Annotated in this window: 17 protein-coding genes; 10 read left to right on the top strand and 7 right to left on the bottom strand. The window is 68.3% G+C overall.

Features of this window, described 5'->3' with window-relative positions; genetic code table 11:
• The first annotated feature begins 118 nt into the window (after positions 1-118).
• The 3 genes from CVV72_RS32420 to CVV72_RS32410 all read left to right on the top strand — a co-directional run bounded on the left by CVV72_RS32420 (position 119) and on the right by CVV72_RS32410 (position 2,594).
• Positions 119-1,165 carry a hypothetical protein gene (locus CVV72_RS32420; protein WP_255632809.1) on the top strand — a complete coding sequence of 349 codons (1,047 nt, stop codon included), beginning with the start codon at positions 119-121 and terminating at the stop codon, positions 1,163-1,165.
• A gap of 40 nt (positions 1,166-1,205) precedes the next feature.
• Positions 1,206-1,844 (top strand): hypothetical protein, encoded by a 639-nt coding sequence (locus CVV72_RS32415; RefSeq protein ID WP_034310175.1) that lies wholly within the window; start codon positions 1,206-1,208, stop codon positions 1,842-1,844.
• A gap of 66 nt (positions 1,845-1,910) precedes the next feature.
• Positions 1,911-2,594, top strand: a complete 684-nt coding sequence (locus tag CVV72_RS32410) for an HD domain-containing protein (protein WP_219147683.1) — start codon at positions 1,911-1,913, stop codon at positions 2,592-2,594.
• 5 nt (positions 2,595-2,599) lie between these two features.
• Here CVV72_RS32410 and CVV72_RS32405 read toward each other — a convergent pair whose 3' ends face one another.
• From CVV72_RS32405 to CVV72_RS32380, 6 genes are read right to left on the bottom strand one after another with little or no spacing between them, the layout of a single operon-like run.
• Entirely contained in the window at positions 2,600-3,250 is a 651-nt protein-coding gene (locus CVV72_RS32405) for a class II aldolase/adducin family protein (RefSeq protein ID WP_219147681.1), read from the bottom strand.
• A 2-nt stretch (positions 3,251-3,252) separates the two neighbouring features.
• The gene (locus tag CVV72_RS32400; RefSeq protein ID WP_219147678.1) at positions 3,253-4,701 is read right to left on the bottom strand and encodes an FGGY-family carbohydrate kinase; all 1,449 of its coding nucleotides are present in this window, start codon (positions 4,699-4,701) and stop codon (positions 3,253-3,255) included.
• Positions 4,698-5,732, bottom strand: coding sequence for a 2-hydroxyacid dehydrogenase (locus CVV72_RS32395; protein ID WP_219147676.1), 1,035 nt, complete (start codon positions 5,730-5,732; stop codon positions 4,698-4,700). The genes CVV72_RS32400 and CVV72_RS32395 overlap by 4 nt, the downstream gene beginning before the upstream one ends.
• A gap of 37 nt (positions 5,733-5,769) precedes the next feature.
• Complete coding sequence (locus CVV72_RS32390; RefSeq protein WP_219147675.1) at positions 5,770-6,225, bottom strand: ribose-5-phosphate isomerase; 456 nt, start codon at positions 6,223-6,225, stop codon at positions 5,770-5,772.
• Positions 6,226-7,911 carry a dihydroxyacetone kinase family protein gene (locus CVV72_RS32385; RefSeq protein WP_219147673.1) on the bottom strand — a complete coding sequence of 562 codons (1,686 nt, stop codon included), beginning with the start codon at positions 7,909-7,911 and terminating at the stop codon, positions 6,226-6,228. It abuts the gene before it with no gap.
• Positions 7,908-8,594, bottom strand: coding sequence for an HAD family phosphatase (locus tag CVV72_RS32380; RefSeq protein ID WP_219147671.1), 687 nt, complete (start codon positions 8,592-8,594; stop codon positions 7,908-7,910). The genes CVV72_RS32385 and CVV72_RS32380 overlap by 4 nt, the downstream gene beginning before the upstream one ends.
• Before the next feature lie 77 nt (positions 8,595-8,671).
• Between CVV72_RS32380 and CVV72_RS32375 the strand changes: the two genes are divergently transcribed.
• The 4 genes from CVV72_RS32375 to CVV72_RS32360 all read left to right on the top strand — a co-directional run bounded on the left by CVV72_RS32375 (position 8,672) and on the right by CVV72_RS32360 (position 13,317).
• Entirely contained in the window at positions 8,672-9,289 is a 618-nt protein-coding gene (locus CVV72_RS32375) for a histidine phosphatase family protein (RefSeq protein ID WP_219147669.1), read from the top strand.
• Between the two features lie 5 nt (positions 9,290-9,294).
• Positions 9,295-10,089, top strand: coding sequence for a DeoR/GlpR family DNA-binding transcription regulator (locus tag CVV72_RS32370; RefSeq protein WP_034310157.1), 795 nt, complete (start codon positions 9,295-9,297; stop codon positions 10,087-10,089).
• A 457-nt stretch (positions 10,090-10,546) separates the two neighbouring features.
• Entirely contained in the window at positions 10,547-11,881 is a 1,335-nt protein-coding gene (locus CVV72_RS32365; RefSeq protein WP_219147667.1) for an MFS transporter, read from the top strand.
• Positions 11,878-13,317, top strand: coding sequence for an FGGY-family carbohydrate kinase (locus CVV72_RS32360; RefSeq protein WP_219147666.1), 1,440 nt, complete (start codon positions 11,878-11,880; stop codon positions 13,315-13,317). Before CVV72_RS32365 ends, CVV72_RS32360 begins: the two co-directional genes overlap by 4 nt.
• Before the next feature lie 4 nt (positions 13,318-13,321).
• On the opposite strand, the gene CVV72_RS32355 is transcribed toward CVV72_RS32360, so the two are convergent.
• Positions 13,322-14,260, bottom strand: coding sequence for a hypothetical protein (locus tag CVV72_RS32355; RefSeq protein ID WP_219147665.1), 939 nt, complete (start codon positions 14,258-14,260; stop codon positions 13,322-13,324).
• Positions 14,261-14,383: 123 nt separating this feature from the next.
• Here CVV72_RS32355 and CVV72_RS32350 point away from each other — a divergent pair, with 123 nt between their 5' ends.
• The 3 genes from CVV72_RS32350 to CVV72_RS32340 are packed head-to-tail and all read left to right on the top strand — an operon-like array spanning position 14,384 to position 18,163.
• The gene (locus tag CVV72_RS32350; RefSeq protein WP_219147664.1) at positions 14,384-15,613 is read left to right on the top strand and encodes a DUF445 family protein; all 1,230 of its coding nucleotides are present in this window, start codon (positions 14,384-14,386) and stop codon (positions 15,611-15,613) included.
• A 50-nt stretch (positions 15,614-15,663) separates the two neighbouring features.
• Positions 15,664-16,890 (top strand): DUF445 domain-containing protein, encoded by a 1,227-nt coding sequence (locus CVV72_RS32345; RefSeq protein ID WP_370641835.1) that lies wholly within the window; start codon positions 15,664-15,666, stop codon positions 16,888-16,890.
• Between the two features lie 49 nt (positions 16,891-16,939).
• A complete protein-coding gene (locus CVV72_RS32340; protein ID WP_219147663.1) occupies positions 16,940-18,163 on the top strand; it encodes a DUF445 domain-containing protein in 1,224 nt (407 codons plus the stop codon).
• Positions 18,164-18,254 lie beyond the last annotated feature (91 nt).

Genomic DNA, 18,254 nt, shown 5'->3' with positions numbered 1-18,254 from the left:
ATGCGAAACCGGCATCGCGGTGCGTCACATTCGTTGTTGGTAGCTTTCCCCCGAATTTCTTATTTCGACATTGTCACGATGCGCGTAGAGTAACTCCCCGCACTCGAACAGATACGCACTGCGTTCTTCCGTTCGAGTGCCGATCAAGGAGGTGACCTTCGTGCCCGCGGAAGCCGATCGGCTCCGCCGTACCCCGTTGCAAGAGATCTTCTGGACCAGGACGAGTCTGCTGCTCACCGTACTGGTCGTCGTCGCGGGCTTCAGCCTGTGGATCTCCAGCATGATGGATCCCGGCGCCGGCAAGACGCTGCTCACTTCACTGGGCACCGGCACCCTGATCTCCGCGGTGGTCGGCTTCGGCCAGACCCTGATCACCGCCACCGCGTCACAGCGCGCGATGGTGACCCCGGTGATCGAGGAAAGCCGCCGGGCGCTGGAAGCGCTCAGCGCCGAATATCGTTCGCTCAACAAGGAATTCTTCCCCACCCACGTCTTCGAGGCGACCACCGATCCGGATCCGTTGTTCAACCGGGTCATGACCGAAGACCTCGACATGACCAGGCACTACTTCTTCCGCGGGTTCTCCGGCAGGCACGCCGCGGCTCGATTGCTGTTGTCCCGCACCGAACGGGAGCTTCGCGTGGTCATCGCCGATCCCCGCGACGACGGAGCGATCGGCGGCAGGGCGCGCTATCTGCTGCGCAGCGAAGAAGCGGGGATGGACTACGAGACGATCCGGAAGCGGCTCAACGACGAGATCAGCATCGGTCTCGTCGGATTGTTCCTGGCGCGCAGCCGGTGCTCGCTGGTGGACATCACCGTCGTCGCGGATCCGCCACTGGACCGGCTCGAAGTGTTCGACGAGAGCGTTTGGGTGACCTTGTACAGCGACATCCGCGGCGCGACCACGTTGTACCCGCGTACGCTGCGGTTCAGCGAAGGTTCGTTCCTGTACAACAAGGAACGTTCCGAGTTCCTGCGCGTGTCCCAATCTCGTTCCGGACGGCACTTTCGCATCTCGACCACGACGACGAGGGCGGATTTCCTCGCCCTGTACGAAAAGATCACCGGCTCTCCCCTGTCCGAAGAGAACTTCCTCGAACTGGAAGGGAAATTCCACACCTTCCGGAAGGAGTTCACCACACTCGCCGGGTTGAACCCCTGACCTCTCGGCGTCGCACGGCACTAGATTTGAGGAGCTGAAGTTGCTCACTCGCTTGTCCCCCCTCACCCAGCTCTCCACGCTGCTCCGGACCACGGATCTGCCGCTGACCCAGCACTGGCAGATCGTCGACGGGATCTTTCGCGACTGGACGTCGAGACCAGCGCTGCGCGACGACCTCCGGCGGCATTTGGCTTCGCTGAGCCCGGACGAGGCGAGCGCGGTCCTCGAGCGGTCCCGGGAGACCACCACCCATTTCGCCTGGTGCCTGCTCGATTGCCCGACCGACCCCTTTTCGATCTGGCTTCACGAGTACAAGGCGCCGTCGGACTGGCGTGAGGGGTACGCCGATTCCGTCCACAATCACAGATATCACTTCTGCACCACGATCCTCCGTGGCAACTATGTCCACGAGCGTTATTCGACCCTGCGAGATCAACTTTCCGGATTGATCACATCGGTTCGGTTACGACGGAGCACGCTGTGCCAGACGGGTTCGGCGGGCGTCATGTACGCGGACGAGTTCCATCGGATTCCCGAGGCCACCGAAGGGACTATGACCTTTCTGGTGAAGTCACGGCCGGTGAGCGAGTTCAGTCTTTCCTATGACCCGAAGACCGGAATCGGACATCGTCACGTTCCGGTCGAGGTCCGATTGGGGGACCTGGCAAGCCGCATCTGACTACACACCGCCGCCGAAGGCGCATACCCTTACTCCACCCGTCCGTAAACGGGATCGGAGAGGTGTATGCGCGCGCGAAAGAACACGATTCCTTCCCATACCATCGAAGCCGTCGATCACCACGTCCGGCGATTGTGCTGGCGTTATGCGGACAAACTGCAGTTCCACGGCTGGCACCACGTGAGTTTCGTCCGGGCCAAGGCCGCGGGGTTCGCCGAACACAACGGCGCGGATCGCGCCGTCGTCGAGGTGGCGGCGCTGGTGCACGATGTGAACTACATCGTGCACCGGAACTCCCCCGCGGCCGCCGGACGAGACCTTCGGATGAGCATCCTGCGGGAATGCGGTGTCGAAGAGACCGTGGCCCGGTGGATCGACGACATCATCGACGAAGCCGAGATGGCCACCAGGGGCCGGCACATCTCGCTCGAGGCCCAGGCATTGAGCGACGCCGACACGCTGTTCAAGGCGCTGCCGGTGACGCCCGTCGTGCTCGCCCACCGCTATCTGCGGGAGAACGGGTTGAGCCTCCGCGAGCTGGCGCACAAGATCGTCGGCGAGCAACGCGATGTCCACGACAGTGGCTACTACTTCTACAACCCCAAAGCGGCGGAGAACTACTCCCGCTGGGCGCTGGCGAATCTTCAGTTGTGGCAGTGCATCAAGGAAGCCGTCGACGATCCGACGGTCGTCGAGCTCCTCGACGCGGTACACGCCACGGACTTCGAGGCCGAGCCCGCCGCTTCCTAGCGCCGTCAGCGCTGGCCGTAGCCGCGGAGTTTCTCCACGACGTGCTCGATCTCGGCGGGCGGGAGCAGGTTCGGTGTTCCCGCCGCCCGGGCCGTCAGCCACACCTGGCAGACCCACTCGAGCTGCTGTGCCCGGCTGTACGCGGAGGCGAGGCTGTCGCCGAAGGTGATGGTGCCGTGGTTCGCCAGCAGGCAGCCACGGCGGCCCTCCAGGGCTTCCAGCATCACTTTGGCGAGCTCTTCGGTGCCGTATGTCGCGTAAGCCGCGACGCGGGCTGTCGGGCCGATCGCGGCGAGCATGTAGTGGATCGGCGGCACTTCGGTGACGAGGGTGGAGACCGCCGTGGCGTGCACGGAATGCGTGTGCACCACGGCGGAGACCGGTTTGCCGTCGGGATCCGCCGCCTGCCGGTACACGGTGAGGTGCATCGGGAGTTCGCTCGTCGGCTTGAGTGAGCCTTCGACGGTTTCCCCGTCGAGGCCGACGACCGGTACGTCCTCCGGCCGCAGCGCGGCGTAGTCGACTCCTGTCGGGGTCACCGCGATCAGCTCGCCCTGCCGCGCGGACACGTTGCCGGAAGTGCCGACCACGAGCCCGTCGGTGGTCATCCGCCGGGCGAATTCGCAGACCGCCAAGCGTTCTTTGGCCAGGATCACCGTCACAACCTCCAGAGTCCGCGGGCCGCGGCCAGTGAGGCCTGATAGTCGGCGTAGCCCTGCTCGTAGAACTCTACGTTCCCGGGCCGGACCTCGACGACACGTGCGCTTTCCGCCCAGAGTTCCCGGTCGACCGGTTCGCCGAGGGCGTCCGCCGCGACGATCACCGCTCCCCGGGCGCCGACCCCGGGATCACCGGGGATCACGATGGGCCGCCCGAGAACGTCGGCGAAGATGCGCGTCCATTCGAGCGAGCGAACCCCGCCGCCGCAGGCGTACAACGTGCCGGTCAGCCCGGCGGCGTCGAAGCAATGCCTTGCCGCGTATGCGATCGACTCGCACAGCGCCCGGACGATGTCGCCGCGCTCGCTCTCCAGGCTCAGTCCGGAGAACTGCGCCCTCGCCGAAGCGTCGACGAACGGCGCTCGCTCCCCCGACGCGGAGAGGAACGGCAGCGCGCGAACCCCACCCGCCCCCGGCCTGCTCGCGTCGAGCAGCGGGCCGATCTCCTCGACCGCGATGCCGAACAGGCGGCACACCCAGTCGATGCCGGCGGTGCCGACCATCGCGGGCATCGCCCGCAGGAACTCGCCTTCTTCCGGCGTGCAGAGGAACATGCCCGCGGGCTCGCCCTCCGGATCGAAATCCGCCGAATCCGTCAGGACCTGGCACGCGAGGGTGGTGCCCGCCGTCAGGATGCCGTCGCCCGGGCGTCGTACACCGGCGCCGATGGCACTCGCGGGCAGGTCGAACGGCCCCGCGGTGACCGGCAATCCGACGGGAAGACCGAGCAGCGCGGCTCCGTGCTCGTCCAAGCGGAAGACGGTCTTCGGCGCCGCGGGTTCCACGAACAGGCTCCGGCGATGGGAGAGCCCGACGGCCGCGATGGCGTCTTCGTCGTAGCGGCGGGTCGCCGGGTCGAGGAAGGGCAGCGAAGCGTCCGACGCGTCGACGGTGATCTCGCCGGTCAGCCGCTGGAGCACCGCGTCGACGCAGTAACCCGCCACCGCCGCCCGGTCCAGCGACTCCGGTTCGTGAGTGTCCAAAAAGGACATGATCGCCGCGGCACAACCCGGGAACATTCCCGACGCGGTGCGGCGGAACACCTCCCTGGTCACTCCGTCGGCCTGCCATCGGGCGAGCAGGGAGTTCGCCCGTCCGTCGAGCCAGGAGATCGCCGGGCGCACCGCCTCACCGGATTCGCCGCGAAGCCACAGGCCGTCGCCTTGACCGGTGAGGGCCAACGCGGTGACCGGGCCGTCGAGACCGGCGGCGACCTCGCGCACCACCGTCGCGACGGTGCCGAGCACCTGGTCGAGGTCTTGTTCGACCAGCCCGCCCGGCAGGTGGTGCACTTCGGACGTGGTGCACGCGCTCGCCACGGACATCCCGGCCTTGTCGAAGACGACCGCCTTGGTCAGTGACGTGCCGATGTCGACGCCGATGATCATGGCCGCAGGACCTCGGGATTCGCCGGATTCGCGAGCGCTTCCCCGCGAACGTACCGGCCGACCTCGGCGGCGACGATGTTCGCCGCCCGCTCCGCCGTCTGCCTGCTGGCTCCGGCGAGATGCGGGGTCGCGATCACGTTCGGCGCGTCCCGCAGTGCCCAGTCCGCGGGCGGAGGCTCGACGTCGTACACGTCGAGCGCGAGCGCGCCGAGCCGTCCCGAACGCAGGGCTTCCGGCAGCGGGGAGTAGTCCAGCAGGCCGCCGCGCGCGGAGTTGACCAGTACTGCCCCCTTCGGCAGCAAGGCGAGTTTGGCGGCGTCGATCAGGTGCCGGGTCTCCTCGGTGAGCCGGGCGTGCAGGCTCACCACGAAACTGCGGCGCAGCAGATCGTCCAGCTCGACGAGCTCCGCGCCGTCGGCGGCGATCTTGGCCGGGTCGGCGAACGGGTCCGAGACCAGCACCTTCGCGCCGAACGCCACGAGGACCTTGGCCACCCGCGCGCCGATCGCGCCGTACCCGACCAGGCCGACGGTGGTCCCGTCGAGTTCGAGACCGGCCTGGTCGTAGGCGTAGTAGTCACCGCGCCACGTGCCGCCCAGCAGTTCGGCCGAGGACGTCGAGATCCGGCGCATCGCGGCGAGGATCATCCCCACCGCGAATTCGGCGGCGGCGCCGGCGTTGCGGCCGGGCGCGTACGTCACCGCGACCCCCGCCTCGGTGGCCGCCGCGAGGTCCACGTTGACCGGTCCTCCCCGGCACACCGACACGAGTTTGAGCCCCGGCGCGGCGGCGAACACCTGCTTGGTGAAGGGCGCCATCTGGGTCACCGCGACCTCGGCTCCCGCCAGCGCCTCGATCACCTGCTCCTCGGTGCCGCTCGCTTCGTGCACGTTCGCGACCGGGCCGAACGGCTCCACCGGCCACGGCAGGGTCAGTTCCGAGAGCTCGTGCCCGGCGCCGATCTCGGCACGGACGGCGTCGGCCAGCAGGCCGCTGCCGACGAAATGGTCTCCCGCAGCGAGTATCCGCAACTCTGCGTCCTCTCTCCGTGCCCGTGATGGGCGATTCTCAGTGAGCCTGCTCGTATTCGGTGATGTGCGCGACCTTGCTCGCGCTGGCCGAGGCCGGGTCGAAGCGGTAGCCGACCCATTCGGTGACGATCTTCTTCGCCAGCTCGGGACCGATCGCCCGGGCACCGAAGGTGATCACCTGGCAGTCGTTCGACTTGACCGAACGCTCGGCCGAGTACGAGTCGTGCGCGACCGTGGCCCGCACGCCCGGGACCTTGTTCGCCGAGATCGCCATGCCGATCCCGGTCCCGCAGACCAGCACGCCGCGATCCGCCTCGCCCCGCGCGATCGCCTCCGCCGCCGCGAGGCCGAGCAGCGGGTACGCCTTGTCGTCGGAGCCATCGGCCACACCGAGGTCGGTGACCTCGTCCACCCGGTCATCGGCGAGGAGCAGGTCACGCAACTGGTCCTTGAGGGCGACCCCGGCGTTGTCCGCCGCCACCACGATCCGCATTCAGTCTTCCTTTCCCAAAGCCTGGCCGACCGCGGTGACGAGCAACGCGAACGAAGTGGCCCCGGGATCGGGATGCCCTTCGCTCCGCTTCGCCAACCGCGCCGCCCGTCCCTTGGCGGGCAGCAGGTCCGCCGTGGCCTCGGCCGCGCTCACCGCGACCTGGGCCGCCTTCCGCCAGGCCTCCGGGACGTCGGCGCCCGCGTCGGCCTGTTCGCGCAACGCCAGCCTGAACGGCTCGATGGCGTCGAGCATGGTCTTCTCGCCGGGCTCGGCCTTGCCCAGTTCGACGAACGCCTGCACCGCGCCGTCCACCGCGCCCGCGAGAGCTTCCGTGGTGACCTCTTCTCCCGCCAGCCCCCGCAGCCCCGCGCCGGTCTCGGCGAGCAGGACTCCGTACAGCGCACCGGACGCCCCGCCCGCCGCGTCGGCGAACGCCGTCCCGGCGGCCAGGAGCGCGGTGGACAGGGAGCCTTCGTCGCGTCGCGCGGCGGCCACCGCGGCCCGCATCCCCCTGGTCATGCCCAGACCGTGGTCACCGTCCGCCGCGACCGCGTCCAACCTGCCGAGTTCGGCTTCGTTGGCCTCGATGTCGTGCAGGGCCGCCGTCAACGCCCGGTCCACGATGCCCCGGCCCGGCGCGGTCTCGGCCAGCAGCGAGTCAACTGTGGACTCCAACGGCACCTGTGCCAGCGCCGCACCGGTGCTCCGGTAGCCCGGGGTGTCGCAAGGGGCCGCGTAGAGCTCGGCGAGTTCGTCGTCGAGCACCAGGATCGACAGCGAGACACCCGCCATGTCGAGCGACGTGACGAATTCGCCGACCTCGGTGTGCAGCGGGCTGAGCCCCGCCGCGGCGAGCCGTTCGTGCACGCGGGTGTAGGTCGCGAACATCTCCTCGTACTTCGTGCGGCCCAGCCCGTTCAGCAGGACCACCACCCGGCCGTCACCGGCGGGCAGCTCCGGGAGGAGGCCGTCGACCAGTTCGTCGGCCAGCTCCCGTGCGCTCAGCCTGCCGACCGTGCGCACGCCGGGCTCGCCGTGGATGCCGAGCCCGAGCTCCATCTCGCTCTCGCCGACGGTGAACAGCGGGGCGGAAGCGCCGGGCAGGGTGCAGCCGCCGAACGCGACGCCGAAGGTCCGGGTGTTCGCGTTCGCCTTCTCCGCCACCGCGTGCACGGCGGCCAGATCGTCACCGCGTTCGGCGGCGGCACCCGCGATCTTGAAGACCAGGAAGTCGCCCGCGACCCCGCGGCGCGTTTCCGGCGCGTCGGCGGGACCGCTGGCGATGTCGTCGGTGACCAGGATCGTCCGGCTTTCGACGCCCTCCGCGGCCAGCCTGCGCGCGGCGAGCCCGAAATGCAGCACGTCGCCCTGGTAGTTGCCGTAACCGAAGAGCACGCCGGCGCCGCTCTCCGCGGCCCGCGCCGTGCGATAGACCTGCTCGGCGCTCGGGCTGGTGAACACGTCACCCACCACGGCGCCGTCGGCGAGGCCGGGGCCGACCAGCCCGGCGAACGCGGGGTAGTGCCCGCAGCCGCCGCCGATCACCACCGCGACCTTGGGCGCGGAAGCCTCCCGGCGCAGCACGCCGTAGGCATCGGGCACCTTGCGCACCGAACGCCCGTAGGCGGTGACGAACCCGTCCAGCCAGTCGCGTTTGAACGTCTCCGCGGCGCCGAGGACGGTCATCGTCGGCTCGTTTCCGCGAGTTCACCGGACAGGTACGCGAGCAGCTTGCGCCGCACGTCGTCGTTGTCCTCCGCGACCTCGGCGGCCAGCTGGAGCGCGTCCGGCTTCGGCGGGTACACCGGGTTCGGCAACGCGATCACGGTGAGCCCGGCCGCGGCGGCGGCACGGATGCCGTTGCTGGAGTCTTCGACGCCCAGGCATTCCTCGCCGGACCGGCCCAGCCTGGCCGCGGCTTCGAGGTAGACGTCCGGGCTCGGCTTGCCCCTGGCGACCTCGGCGCTGGAGACGGTCGCGGAGAACTCACCGGTGAGCCCGTGCTTGCCGAGTACCGCGTCGATCACCCGGCGGGCGGCCGACGACGCCAGCGCGACCGGGACCTTCGCGCTCACTTCGCGGACCATCTCACCGGCGCCCGGCAGCAGGGGCGCCTCGCCCGCCTCGATCGCGGCGATCATGCCGTCCACCACGGCACGCTCGACCTCGGCCGCGCTTTCCGGGGTGCCGGACCGCTTCGCGAGGTACGCGGCCCATTCGGGCGCGCTCATCCCCTGCACGGACGCGGTGTCCTCAGCCGTCCATTCGGTGTGGTGCCGGGCGGCGTACGCCACCCAGTTCTCCTCCCAAAGGTGTTCACTGTCGACGAGGACACCGTCCAGGTCGAACACCACCGCGGCGAGTGCCATCCGGCATCTCCTTTCACATCGATGCTGTTAAGTTAACATCGTGGATGTGATCTGGACAAGCCCTGAGGAGGGATCCCGTGGTCGCAAGGTTGTTATTGGCACGGCACGGCCAGACCGAATGGCACGCCGAGAACCGGTACGCGGGCAGCAGCGACGTCGCGCTGACCGAGGAAGGGTTGCGCCAGGCGGACGAACTCGCCGGCTTCGCCGCGGTGGTCAAGCCGTCGGCGGTCTTCTGCTCGCCGCAGAGCCGGGCTCGTCGCACGGCGGAACCTTCGGCCGAGGCGCTCGGCCTGCCCTTGCGAGTGGTCGACGGGTTGCGCGAAGTCCACTTCGGACTGATGGAAGGACGCACTCGGGACGAACTGGCGGCGGCGGATCCCGAAGCGGTCGCGCGATTTCTCGCCGATCCCGTGGCCGGCGCCTTCCCCGGTTCGGAGCCACCGGAGGAAGCGGCCGCACGCGGAGCCGGGGCCTTGCGCGGGATCGCCGCCGAGGTCCCGGGCGAGACGGTGCTGGTCGTCGCGCACAACACGCTGATCAGGCTGACCCTGTGCGCCCTGCTCGGCATCCCGCTCGAGACCTACCGCACCGTGTTCCCGCGACTGGACAACGCGGCCGTCACCGAGATCGCGATCGACGGCACGCGCACCGGCCTGCTGCGCCTCAACCAGCCGGCGCACACGCGATACTGAGCGGTATGAGCGATGAGAAGACGGCCGGTGCGAGCGCACACTCTCGTAACACGCGTCAGCAGCTGATCACCGAATACGTCTTCAAGACCGGCTCCGCGAGCATCGCCGAACTGGTGGAACTCACCGGCGTCAGCACCATGACGGTGCACCGCGACGTCGACGAACTGGCCCGTCGCGGCCTGCTGCGGAAGTACCGGGGTGGCGTCTCGGCCATGCCGTCGACCGTCTTCGAAAGCAACGCCGACTACCGGATGAACGTGCATTCGGAGGAGAAGATGGCCATCGCCGCGCACGCGTTCGCCCGCGTCGAACCGGGGATGTCGATCCTGCTCGACGACTCCACGAGCGCCCTCGCGCTGGCGAAGATGCTGCACCGGGTCACCCCGCTGACCGTCGCGACCAACTACCTCGGCGCCATCGAACTGCTCAAAGGCGTCCCCGACCTGCGGCTCATCTGCATCGGTGGCGACTACTCGGCGACCCACGACTCGTTTCTCGGCATGCAGAGCCTCGAGGCGATCGAGCGGATCAACGTCGACGCGACCTTCGTCTCCACCTCGGCGATGAACACGCGGATGACGTTCCACCAGGAGCCGGAGATCGTGATGCTGAAACGCGCGATGCTGGCCAGCGCCCGGATGAAGGTGCTGCTGATGGACCACAGCAAGACCGAACGCACGGCGCTGCACCGGCTGGCGCCGTTGAGCGACTTCGACGTGCTGATCGTCGACGACGGGGTGGAAGAACACCTGGCCGAGGAGATGCGGAGCCAGGTGGAAGTGGACATCGCGGAGCTCTGAGGGGTTCGGCGGGACCCGAAGTACGTGAAGGCCCCCTTCATTGCGCCTAGCGCAGCGAAGGGGCCTTCACGTACTTGGACCGGCGCCCGCGGGCTTGGCGGGCCGTACGTGTTCCGGGTCGTTATCGAGGGGTACGGCGACCGCGGCGTGTTGCGAAAGCCACTTTCGAGACGTGTGATGTCCCGAAAGTGGTTTTCGCGACACGAACGCCAGCGGGCCACGAGCGAGTGCCTACCCACCACCAGACACGTTCGCCCCACCTCGATAACGACCCGGAACGTGGCCCCTCCACGAGTCGTCCGTCCGTGAAGGCCTCCTTGAGGGACCCAGGGTCCCTCAAGGAGGCCTTCACGGACTTGGGCGCGCGAGGCTAACACGAAAATCCACTGATGTAACATCTTGAAAGTTAAGTTAACACGATCCATGATACGCTGAACACGACGTCATGGAGGCGTGCATGAACCAGATGACACCGACGTTATCGCGATCCGGGAGCGAGTTCGCCCGCCTGCTGAACCGTTGGGGGCTGCCCGCCCCGCTGTTCCTCGGCTACGCCGGGCTGCTGCTGTTCATGATCGGCGACGGGGTCGAGTCGGGCTTCATCGCGCCGTTCATGGCGGACAACGGCGCGGGCACCGAGATCAAGGCCTCGTACGTGATCACCGTGTACGGCGTCGCCGTGATGCTGGCGTCATGGTTGTCGGGCGCGCTGTCGGACCTGTGGGGGCCGCGGCGCGTGATGATGATCGGCCTGGCCATCTGGCTGGTGTTCGACGTGCTGTTCCTCGCGGTCGCCGTCTCCGGTGAGAGCTACCCGTTGATGCTGGTGTTCTACGGTCTCCGTGGTTTCGGCTACCCGATGTTCGCGTTCGGTTTCCTGGTCTGGATCACCGCGGTGGCGCCGGTCGCCAGGCTCGGCGCGGCCGTCGGCTGGTTCTACTTCGCGTTCACCGGCGGGTTGCCGACGCTGGGCGCGCTGGTCGCGAGCTTCACGAACCCGGTGCTGGGCCAGTACGGCACGCTCTGGTTGTCGGTGGCGCTGCTGGCGCTCGGCGGACTGCTGGCGATCTTCGGGGTCCGGCAGCGGACGGGGTACACGCGGCTCGCGCCGCCGGACGTGAAACCGGTACAGAGCCTGATGTCCAGCGTGTCGATCGCGTGGAAGAAACCGCGCGTCGGCGTCGGGATGCTCGTCCGCGTCATCAACACCGCGCCCGAGTTCGGGATGCTGGTGTTCTTCCCGACGATCTTCATCGAGGACATCGGGTTCGGGGAGAGCCGCTGGCTCCTCCTGGTCTCGGTCATCTACGGCACCAACATCTTCTTCAACCTGATCTTCGGTGTGCTGAGCGACCGGATCGGCTGGCGCACCACGATCTTCTGGTTCGGCGCGATCGGCTGCGCCATCTCGATCCTGTTGCTGTACTTCGTCCCGATCGCCATGGGCGCCGAGTACTACTGGCTCGCGCTTCTCGTCGGCGCGCTGTACGGCGCCACGCTCGCCGGGTTCGTGCCGATCTCGGCACTGCTCCCTTCCCTCGCCCCGGAGAACAAGGGCGGTGCGATGGCGCTGCTGAACCTGGGCGCGGGCGCGGCGGCGTTCGCCGGGCCGGCGATCGTCAGCGTGTTCCTCGGCCCGCTGGGCGCGGCCGGAGTGGTGATCGTCTTCGCCGCGCTGTACCTGGTCGCGGCGGTCATGGTGCGCTACCTGAAATTGCCCGATGAGACGGCGAAGGCGATCGAAGAGGACAAGAGTCTGCAAGAAGTCGGAAAGAAGGTCGTCACCACGTGAACCATCCCGTCACGATCGGCATCGACGTCGCCACCGCGGGGGTCCGCGCCCTCGCGGTGGGCGGCGGAACCGTCCTCGCTTCGGCCGCCGCGCCGCTGCCCGCACCGGTCCGCGACGGCCGCGGGCGCAGCGAGCAGGACGCCCGGTCCTGGTGGCCCGCGGTGAAGACGGTGCTGGCGGAGGTCACCGGCGAGCTGCCGGGCAGGGGCGGCGAGGTCGCCGCGGTGGCCGTCGCCGCGACGTCGGGGACGATCGTCGGGGTCGGCGCCTCGGGCGAGCCGGTCACGCCCGCGCTGATGTACGACGACAGGCGTGGCGCGGAACTCAACCGCAAGGCCACCGAGCTCGGCGCGGACCGCTGGCGGCGGCTCGGTTTCGGCGTGTCCGCCACGGCCGCGCTCGGCCGCATCGCCTGGCTGGCCGAGCACGTCCCCGGCGTCGCCGGGATCCGGCACACGCCGGACCTGATCGCCGCCGAACTCACCGGCGGGCCGGTGGCCGCCGACTGGTCGCACGCGTTGAAGAGCGGCTACGACCCGCTCGCCCTCGAATGGCCGGGCGAGGTCTTCGATGCCATGGGGGTGCCGGGAAGCCTGCTCCCGCCGGTGGTCGCGCCGGCCACCGTGCTGGGCAGGGTGGCACGTCCGGTCGCCGGGCTCCCGGCAGGCTGCCCGGTCGTGGCCGGGATGACCGACGGCTGCGCGGGCCAGCTCGCGGCCGGGGCGGTCACCCCGGGGACCTTCGTCGGCATCCTGGGCACGACCTACGTGCTCAAGGGCGTCACCGAAGAACTGGTGCCGGATCCGACGGGCGCGATGTACAGCCACCGTCATCCGGACGGCTGGTGGCTCCCGGGCGGCGCGTCGAACACCGGCGGCGAGGCCGTCGCCGGCCAGGAGCGCCTCCCCGAACTCGACGCGGCGGCGGCCGCGCTGGGCCCGGCGAAGGTCGTCGCGTATCCGTTGCGGCGCAAGGGCGAACGTTTCCCGTTCGCCAGCGCGGACGCCGAGGGCTTCGTGTCCGGCGAGGCCGGCGAGGTCGAGCTCCACCGGGCCAGGCTGGAGGGAGTTGCCTTCCTCGAACGGCTGGCGTTGGACCACCTCCGCCGTCTCGGCGTCACGATCACCGATCCGCTGCTGGCGGCGGGCGGCGGCAGCAAGAGTCCTTTGTGGACGCGGATCCGGGCGACCGTCACCGGTCTCGGCCTGCGGGTGTCACCACAGGCCGAAACGGGGTACGGCGCCGCGCTGCTCGCCGCGGCGGGTGTCCTGCCGGGCGGGCTCACGGAGGCTTCCGCCGGGCTCGGCCGAGGCGTGCTGGTCGAACCCGACGAGCGCGAAAGCGCCGCGCTCGCCGAGTCGTACCGGCGGTTCTGCACCGAGCTGCACACCAGGGGCTGGATCGACGACGAGTTGTTCGCCGTCGCCCTGCGGTGAGAGATCAGGAAGGACGTGGGCCGTTGGTCTTGTCAGGAGTGGGCTTCGGTGCTTCGGCGTCAGGAGCGGGAGCCAGCAGCTTGATGGCCTCCTGGACGGCGGCGTCCGTGGCGGAAAGCCGCTCGGCGACCTTCGACCGGAGTTCCAGCGAAAGCTTCCGAGCCTGCTGAGCTTCGGTCTGCTGGGTCTTCGCGTCGGCGAGGGCTTCCGCGACCTGTTCCTGCTTCGCGGCGATGTCCTCCGCGGAAGACTTCTCCGCCTTGGCGATCTTCTCCGCCGAGATCCGTTCGGCTTCGGCACGTTTGGCCGCGGACACCCGGTCGGCTTCCGCGATCTTGTCCGCGGACGCCTTCTCCGCCTCCGCTCTACGAGCGGCCGATGCCTCCTCGGCCTTCTTGTCCGCCGCGGCGCGGGCCCGGACGCTCTCCAGGTCCAGCTCCTTGCGCTTCTGCGCCGCCTCGGAGTTCAGCCGTTCGATCTCGGCCTTGGCGTCCGCGAGCAGCTTCTCGCGTTCCGCCTGCGCGTCCTTGGCCGCCTTGTCGATCGCGCGCTGTGTCTCGTGGGCGTACTTGTCCGCTTCGGCCCGCGTCGCCTTGGCGTCGGCCTCCGCGGCGGCCTTGAGTTCGGCGATCTCCTCCTCGGCGAGCTGCATCATCATGCGGACGCGTTCGGCCATCGCGCCGGCGCCGGACGGGCTCGAGCTCATCCGGACGAGAGCGGCCTTGGTCTCGTCCAGTTCCTTCTGGGCGTGACCGAGCGCCTTGGTGAGCTCGCCGGCGGTCGCCACGGCCTCGTCGCGGCTGCGTGAGGCCTGCTTGATTTCGGCCGCCAGCTCGGCGAGACGCTCGTCGACCTGACGCTTGTCATAGCCCCGCACGGAGCCCGCGAATTGGGGCGATTTCGCTGAGGGCGCCTGAGGCGCCGTCTTCTCAGGAGCGACCATGGCGGCCACCTTAATGAGCGGGGACCCGTCGGGCAGTACCGCCAAACGGCTGCACTCGGCGTACGACGGGTCGATCACATGGCATCCTGCATTGTTGACAGGTCGTAAGCAGAGGAGGCCCGGTTGGACATCTCGGCGATCCTCGAAGACATCCGCGAGCACTGGCACGTCTACGCCACGATGCCCTTCATCGCCGCGCTCATCGGGTACATCACGAAACGCGTCGCGATCGAGATGATGTTCCGGCCGCTGGAGTTCGTCGGGATCAAACCTTTCCTCGGCTGGCAGGGGGTCATCCCGGCCAACTCCCGCCGGATGGCGACCACCGCCGTCGACCTGCTGACCAAGAACCTCGTCGATCCGCAGGAGATCTTCTCCCGGCTCGATCCCGAAGAGGTGGTCAAGGAACTCGAGGAGCCGCTCCTCAAGGCCGTCGAGGACGTCACCCGCGAGGTGATGGAGCAGTACCAGCCCAGATTGTGGGAACTGCTGCCGACCCGGGCGCAGCGCATGCTGGTCGACCAGGTCCGGGCGCAGGCGCCGAAGGTCGTCGCGAGGCTGATGCGCGAGGTGTCGACGAACGTCGACGAGGTCCTCGACGTCAACGAGATGCTGATCAACGCGATGGTCCGCGACAAGTCGCTGACCTGCCGCCTGATCAAGGAGGTCGCGACCCCGGAGCTCCGCTTCATCGCCCGGTCCGGCATCTGGTTCGGTTTCGTCATCGGCCTGATCCAGTTCGTCGCGTGGGCGCTGACGAAGCAGCCGTTGATCATGCCGATCTTCGGTTTCGTCACCGGGTTCGTCACGGACTGGCTGGCCCTGAAGATGATCTTCTACCCGCGTGAGCCGCGCCGGTTCCTGTTCTTCAGCTGGCAGGGCATGTTCCAGAAACGCCGTCAGGCGGTCGCCAAGGACTACGGCGCGCTGATCGCGGACGAGGTGCTCACCGTGCGGAACGTGATGGAGGCCGTGCTCACCGGGCCCAAGTCGGACAAGCTGTTCACGATGATCACCCGCGAGGTGCAGCGCACCATCGACGCGCAGGCGAGCATCGCGAAACCCTTGGTGGCGCTGACCGTCGGCGGGGTCCAGTACCAGGAGATGAAGAAGGCCGCGGCGGAGAAGGCGATCGCGTATCTCCCCGAAACGGTGAAACACGTGGAGAGCTACGCCACTGACGCGCTCGACGTCCGCAACACCATCGTCACGAAGATGCAGCAGCTGACCCCGCTCGAGTTCGAGGGGATCCTGCGACCCGCCTTCCAGCAGGACGAATGGAAGCTGATCGCGGTCGGCGCGGTGATCGGCGGACTCGTGGGTGAACTTCAGGTCCTGCTACTCCTCCACTGAGGACAGGCGGCTAGGTTGCCCCTCAAGCGCGACGCGGGAGGGGCTGGAAAGTGAACGCCGTCATCGCCGATCTCGGCGAGCACTGGCCGGTGTACGTCACCATGCCGTTCATCGCCGCGCTGATCGGCTACGTCACCAAACGCGTCGCCATCGAGATGATGTTCAAGCCGGTGGAATTCGTCGGCGTGAAGCCGTTCCTCGGCTGGCAGGGGGTGCTGCCTGCCAACGCCGAGCGGATGGCCGCGACCGCCACCGAGATGCTGACGACCAACCTCGTCGACCCGAAGGAGATCTTCGCCAGGCTCGACCCGGCCCAGGTGGCGAAGGAGATCGAGCAGCCGCTGCTGCGGATCGTCGAGGACGTCACGCGCGAGGTCATGGAGCAGTATCAGCCCAGATTGTGGGAAGTGCTCCCGAACACCGCACAGCAGCTGCTGCTCAAACGGGTGCAGGCCGAGGCGCCGCGCGCGATCACGAAGATCATGGGCGAGATCGCGGAGAACATCGAGGACGTGCTCGACCTCAAGCACATGGTCGTGACGAACCTGGTGCGCGACAAGGCCTTGCTGAACCGGCTGATCCGCGACATCTCGCGGCCGGAGATGCGGTTCATCGCCCGGTCGGGGATCGTGTTCGGGTTCTCGCTCGGCTGCGTGCAGCTGCTGGTGTGGGCGCTGACGAAGTCGCCGATCGTGCTGCCGCTGTTCGGGATCGGCATCGGCTGGTTCACCGACTGGATCGCCCTGAAGATGATCTTCCTGCCGCGGGAGCCCAAGCGGTTCTTCGGCTTCTACACCTGGCAAGGCGTCTTCCAGAAACGCAAGGACCAGGTCGCCGCCGACTACGGCGACATGATCGCGCGCGAGATCATCACCATCCCCAACCTGCTCGAAGCCGTGTTGAGCGGGCCGAAGTCGGACAAGCTGTTCACGATGATCACCCGCGAGGTGCAGCGGACGATCGACGCGCAGGCGAGTGTCGTCAAGCCGTTCGTGGCGCTGGCCGTCGGGAGCAGGCGGTTCCAGGAGATGAAGCAGACGGCCGCGGCGAAGGCGGCCGCACGGATCCCGGAGACGATCCGCCACGCCGAGAGCTACGCGATCAACGCGCTCGACGTCCGGAACACCATTGTGGACAGAATGCGGCGGCTGAACCCGCTCGAATTCGAGCAGCTGCTGCGCCCGGCGTTCCGGCAGGACGAGTGGAAACTGATCGCCGTCGGCGCGGTGATCGGGGGCCTTGTCGGTGAACTTCAGGTGCTCCTACTGCTCCACTGACGGCGACCCGATACCGTTTCCCCTTTCCTGAGCGAAGCGAGGAGGTCGTGTGGACACCGTCCTGGACGACCTCGCCCGGCACTGGTGGCTGTACGCCGCGATCCCGTTCGTCGCCGCGCTGATCGGCTACGTCACCAAACGCGTCGCCATCGAGATGATGTTCAAACCGCTCGAGTTCGTCGGGATCAAACCGTTCCTCGGCTGGCAGGGCGTGGTGCCCAAACACGGCGGACGGATGGCCGCCGTCGCGACCGAGCTGCTGACGTCGAATCTGCTGGACGTCAAGGAGGTCTTCCGGCGGATCGATCCGGCGATCATCACGCGCGAGATCGAGCAGCCGCTGCTGCGGGCCGTGGACGAGGTAGCCCGCGAAGTGCTCGAAAAGCACCACCCCAGGCTCTGGGAGGTCATGCCGACGATGGCGCAGGAGCTGCTGATCAAGCAGGTCCAGGCGTCGACGCCGCGGCTGGTGCGCGAGTTCATGGCGGAGATGACCGAGAACCTCGACGAGGTGCTCGACTTCCAGCACATGACCGTGCAGCGGCTCACCAGGGACAAGAAGCTGCTCGTCCGGCTGATCCGCGAGACGTCGCGGCCGGAGATGGCGTTCATCGCGCGCACGGGGATCTACTTCGGCTTCGGGCTCGGCATCGTGCAGGCGATCGTCTGGGCGGCGACCAAGGAACCGTGGGTGCTGCCGATCTTCGGCGGCTGCATCGGGCTGTTCACCGACTGGCTCGCGATCAAACTGATCTTCGTGCCGCGCGAGCCGGTGCGGGTCGGCCGGGTGATCCTGCAGGGCAAGTTCCAGCGGCGGCGGGCCGACGTCGCCCACCAGTACGGCGAGATGATCGCGAACGAGATCCTCACCGTGCCGAACCTGCTCGACGCTGTGCTGCGCGGGCCGCGGTCGGATCGGCTGTACGCGCTGGTCGAACGGCTCGTGGCGCGGGCCGTCGACGAGCAGGCGAGTGTCGCGAAACCGATGGTCGCGATGGCCGTCGGCGGGCAGCGGCTGCAGGAGATCAAACAGGCGGCCGCACGGAAGGCGCTGGAGCGGCTGCCGCCGACGATCCGCCACGCCGAGGGCTACCTGACCGAGGCGATGGACGTCGCGAAGATCGTCGAGCGGCGGATGCTCGGGCTGACGCCGCTGGAGTTCGAGGGGCTGCTGAGGCCGGCGTTCCGGCAGGACGAGTGGAAGCTCATCGCGGTGGGCGGGCTCATCGGGTTCCTGGTCGGTGAGCTGCAGGTCCTCCTGATGCTCCACTGATCGCGTTCAGCCCGCTAAACGCAGGTGCGCGCCGACCTGCGTTTAGCGGGCTAAACGCGATTTGAGCGGGCCGCATCCCGGGGTGCCCAAT

The organism is Amycolatopsis sp. TNS106 (assembly GCF_019330265.1).
Classification (GTDB): domain Bacteria; phylum Actinomycetota; class Actinomycetes; order Mycobacteriales; family Pseudonocardiaceae; genus Amycolatopsis; species Amycolatopsis lurida.
This window is presented reverse-complemented; position numbering and strand designations above follow the sequence as displayed.

Bases quoted from the DNA above. Each gene is read 5' to 3' on its own strand.
- CVV72_RS32410 (WP_219147683.1), top strand. From the start codon at position 1,911: ATGCGCGCGCGAAAGAACACGATTCCTTCCCATACCATCGAAGCCGTC.
- CVV72_RS32400 (WP_219147678.1), bottom strand. From the start codon at position 4,701: ATGATCATCGGCGTCGACATCGGCACGTCACTGACCAAGGCGGTCGTC.
- CVV72_RS32390 (WP_219147675.1), bottom strand. From the start codon at position 6,225: ATGCGGATCGTGGTGGCGGCGGACAACGCCGGGGTCGCCCTCAAGGAC.
- CVV72_RS32385 (WP_219147673.1), bottom strand. From the start codon at position 7,911: ATGACCGTCCTCGGCGCCGCGGAGACGTTCAAACGCGACTGGCTGGAC.
- CVV72_RS32380 (WP_219147671.1), bottom strand. From the start codon at position 8,594: ATGGCACTCGCCGCGGTGGTGTTCGACCTGGACGGTGTCCTCGTCGAC.
- CVV72_RS32370 (WP_034310157.1), top strand. From the start codon at position 9,295: ATGAGCGATGAGAAGACGGCCGGTGCGAGCGCACACTCTCGTAACACG.
- CVV72_RS32365 (WP_219147667.1), top strand. From the start codon at position 10,547: ATGAACCAGATGACACCGACGTTATCGCGATCCGGGAGCGAGTTCGCC.
- CVV72_RS32355 (WP_219147665.1), bottom strand. From the start codon at position 14,260: ATGGTCGCTCCTGAGAAGACGGCGCCTCAGGCGCCCTCAGCGAAATCG.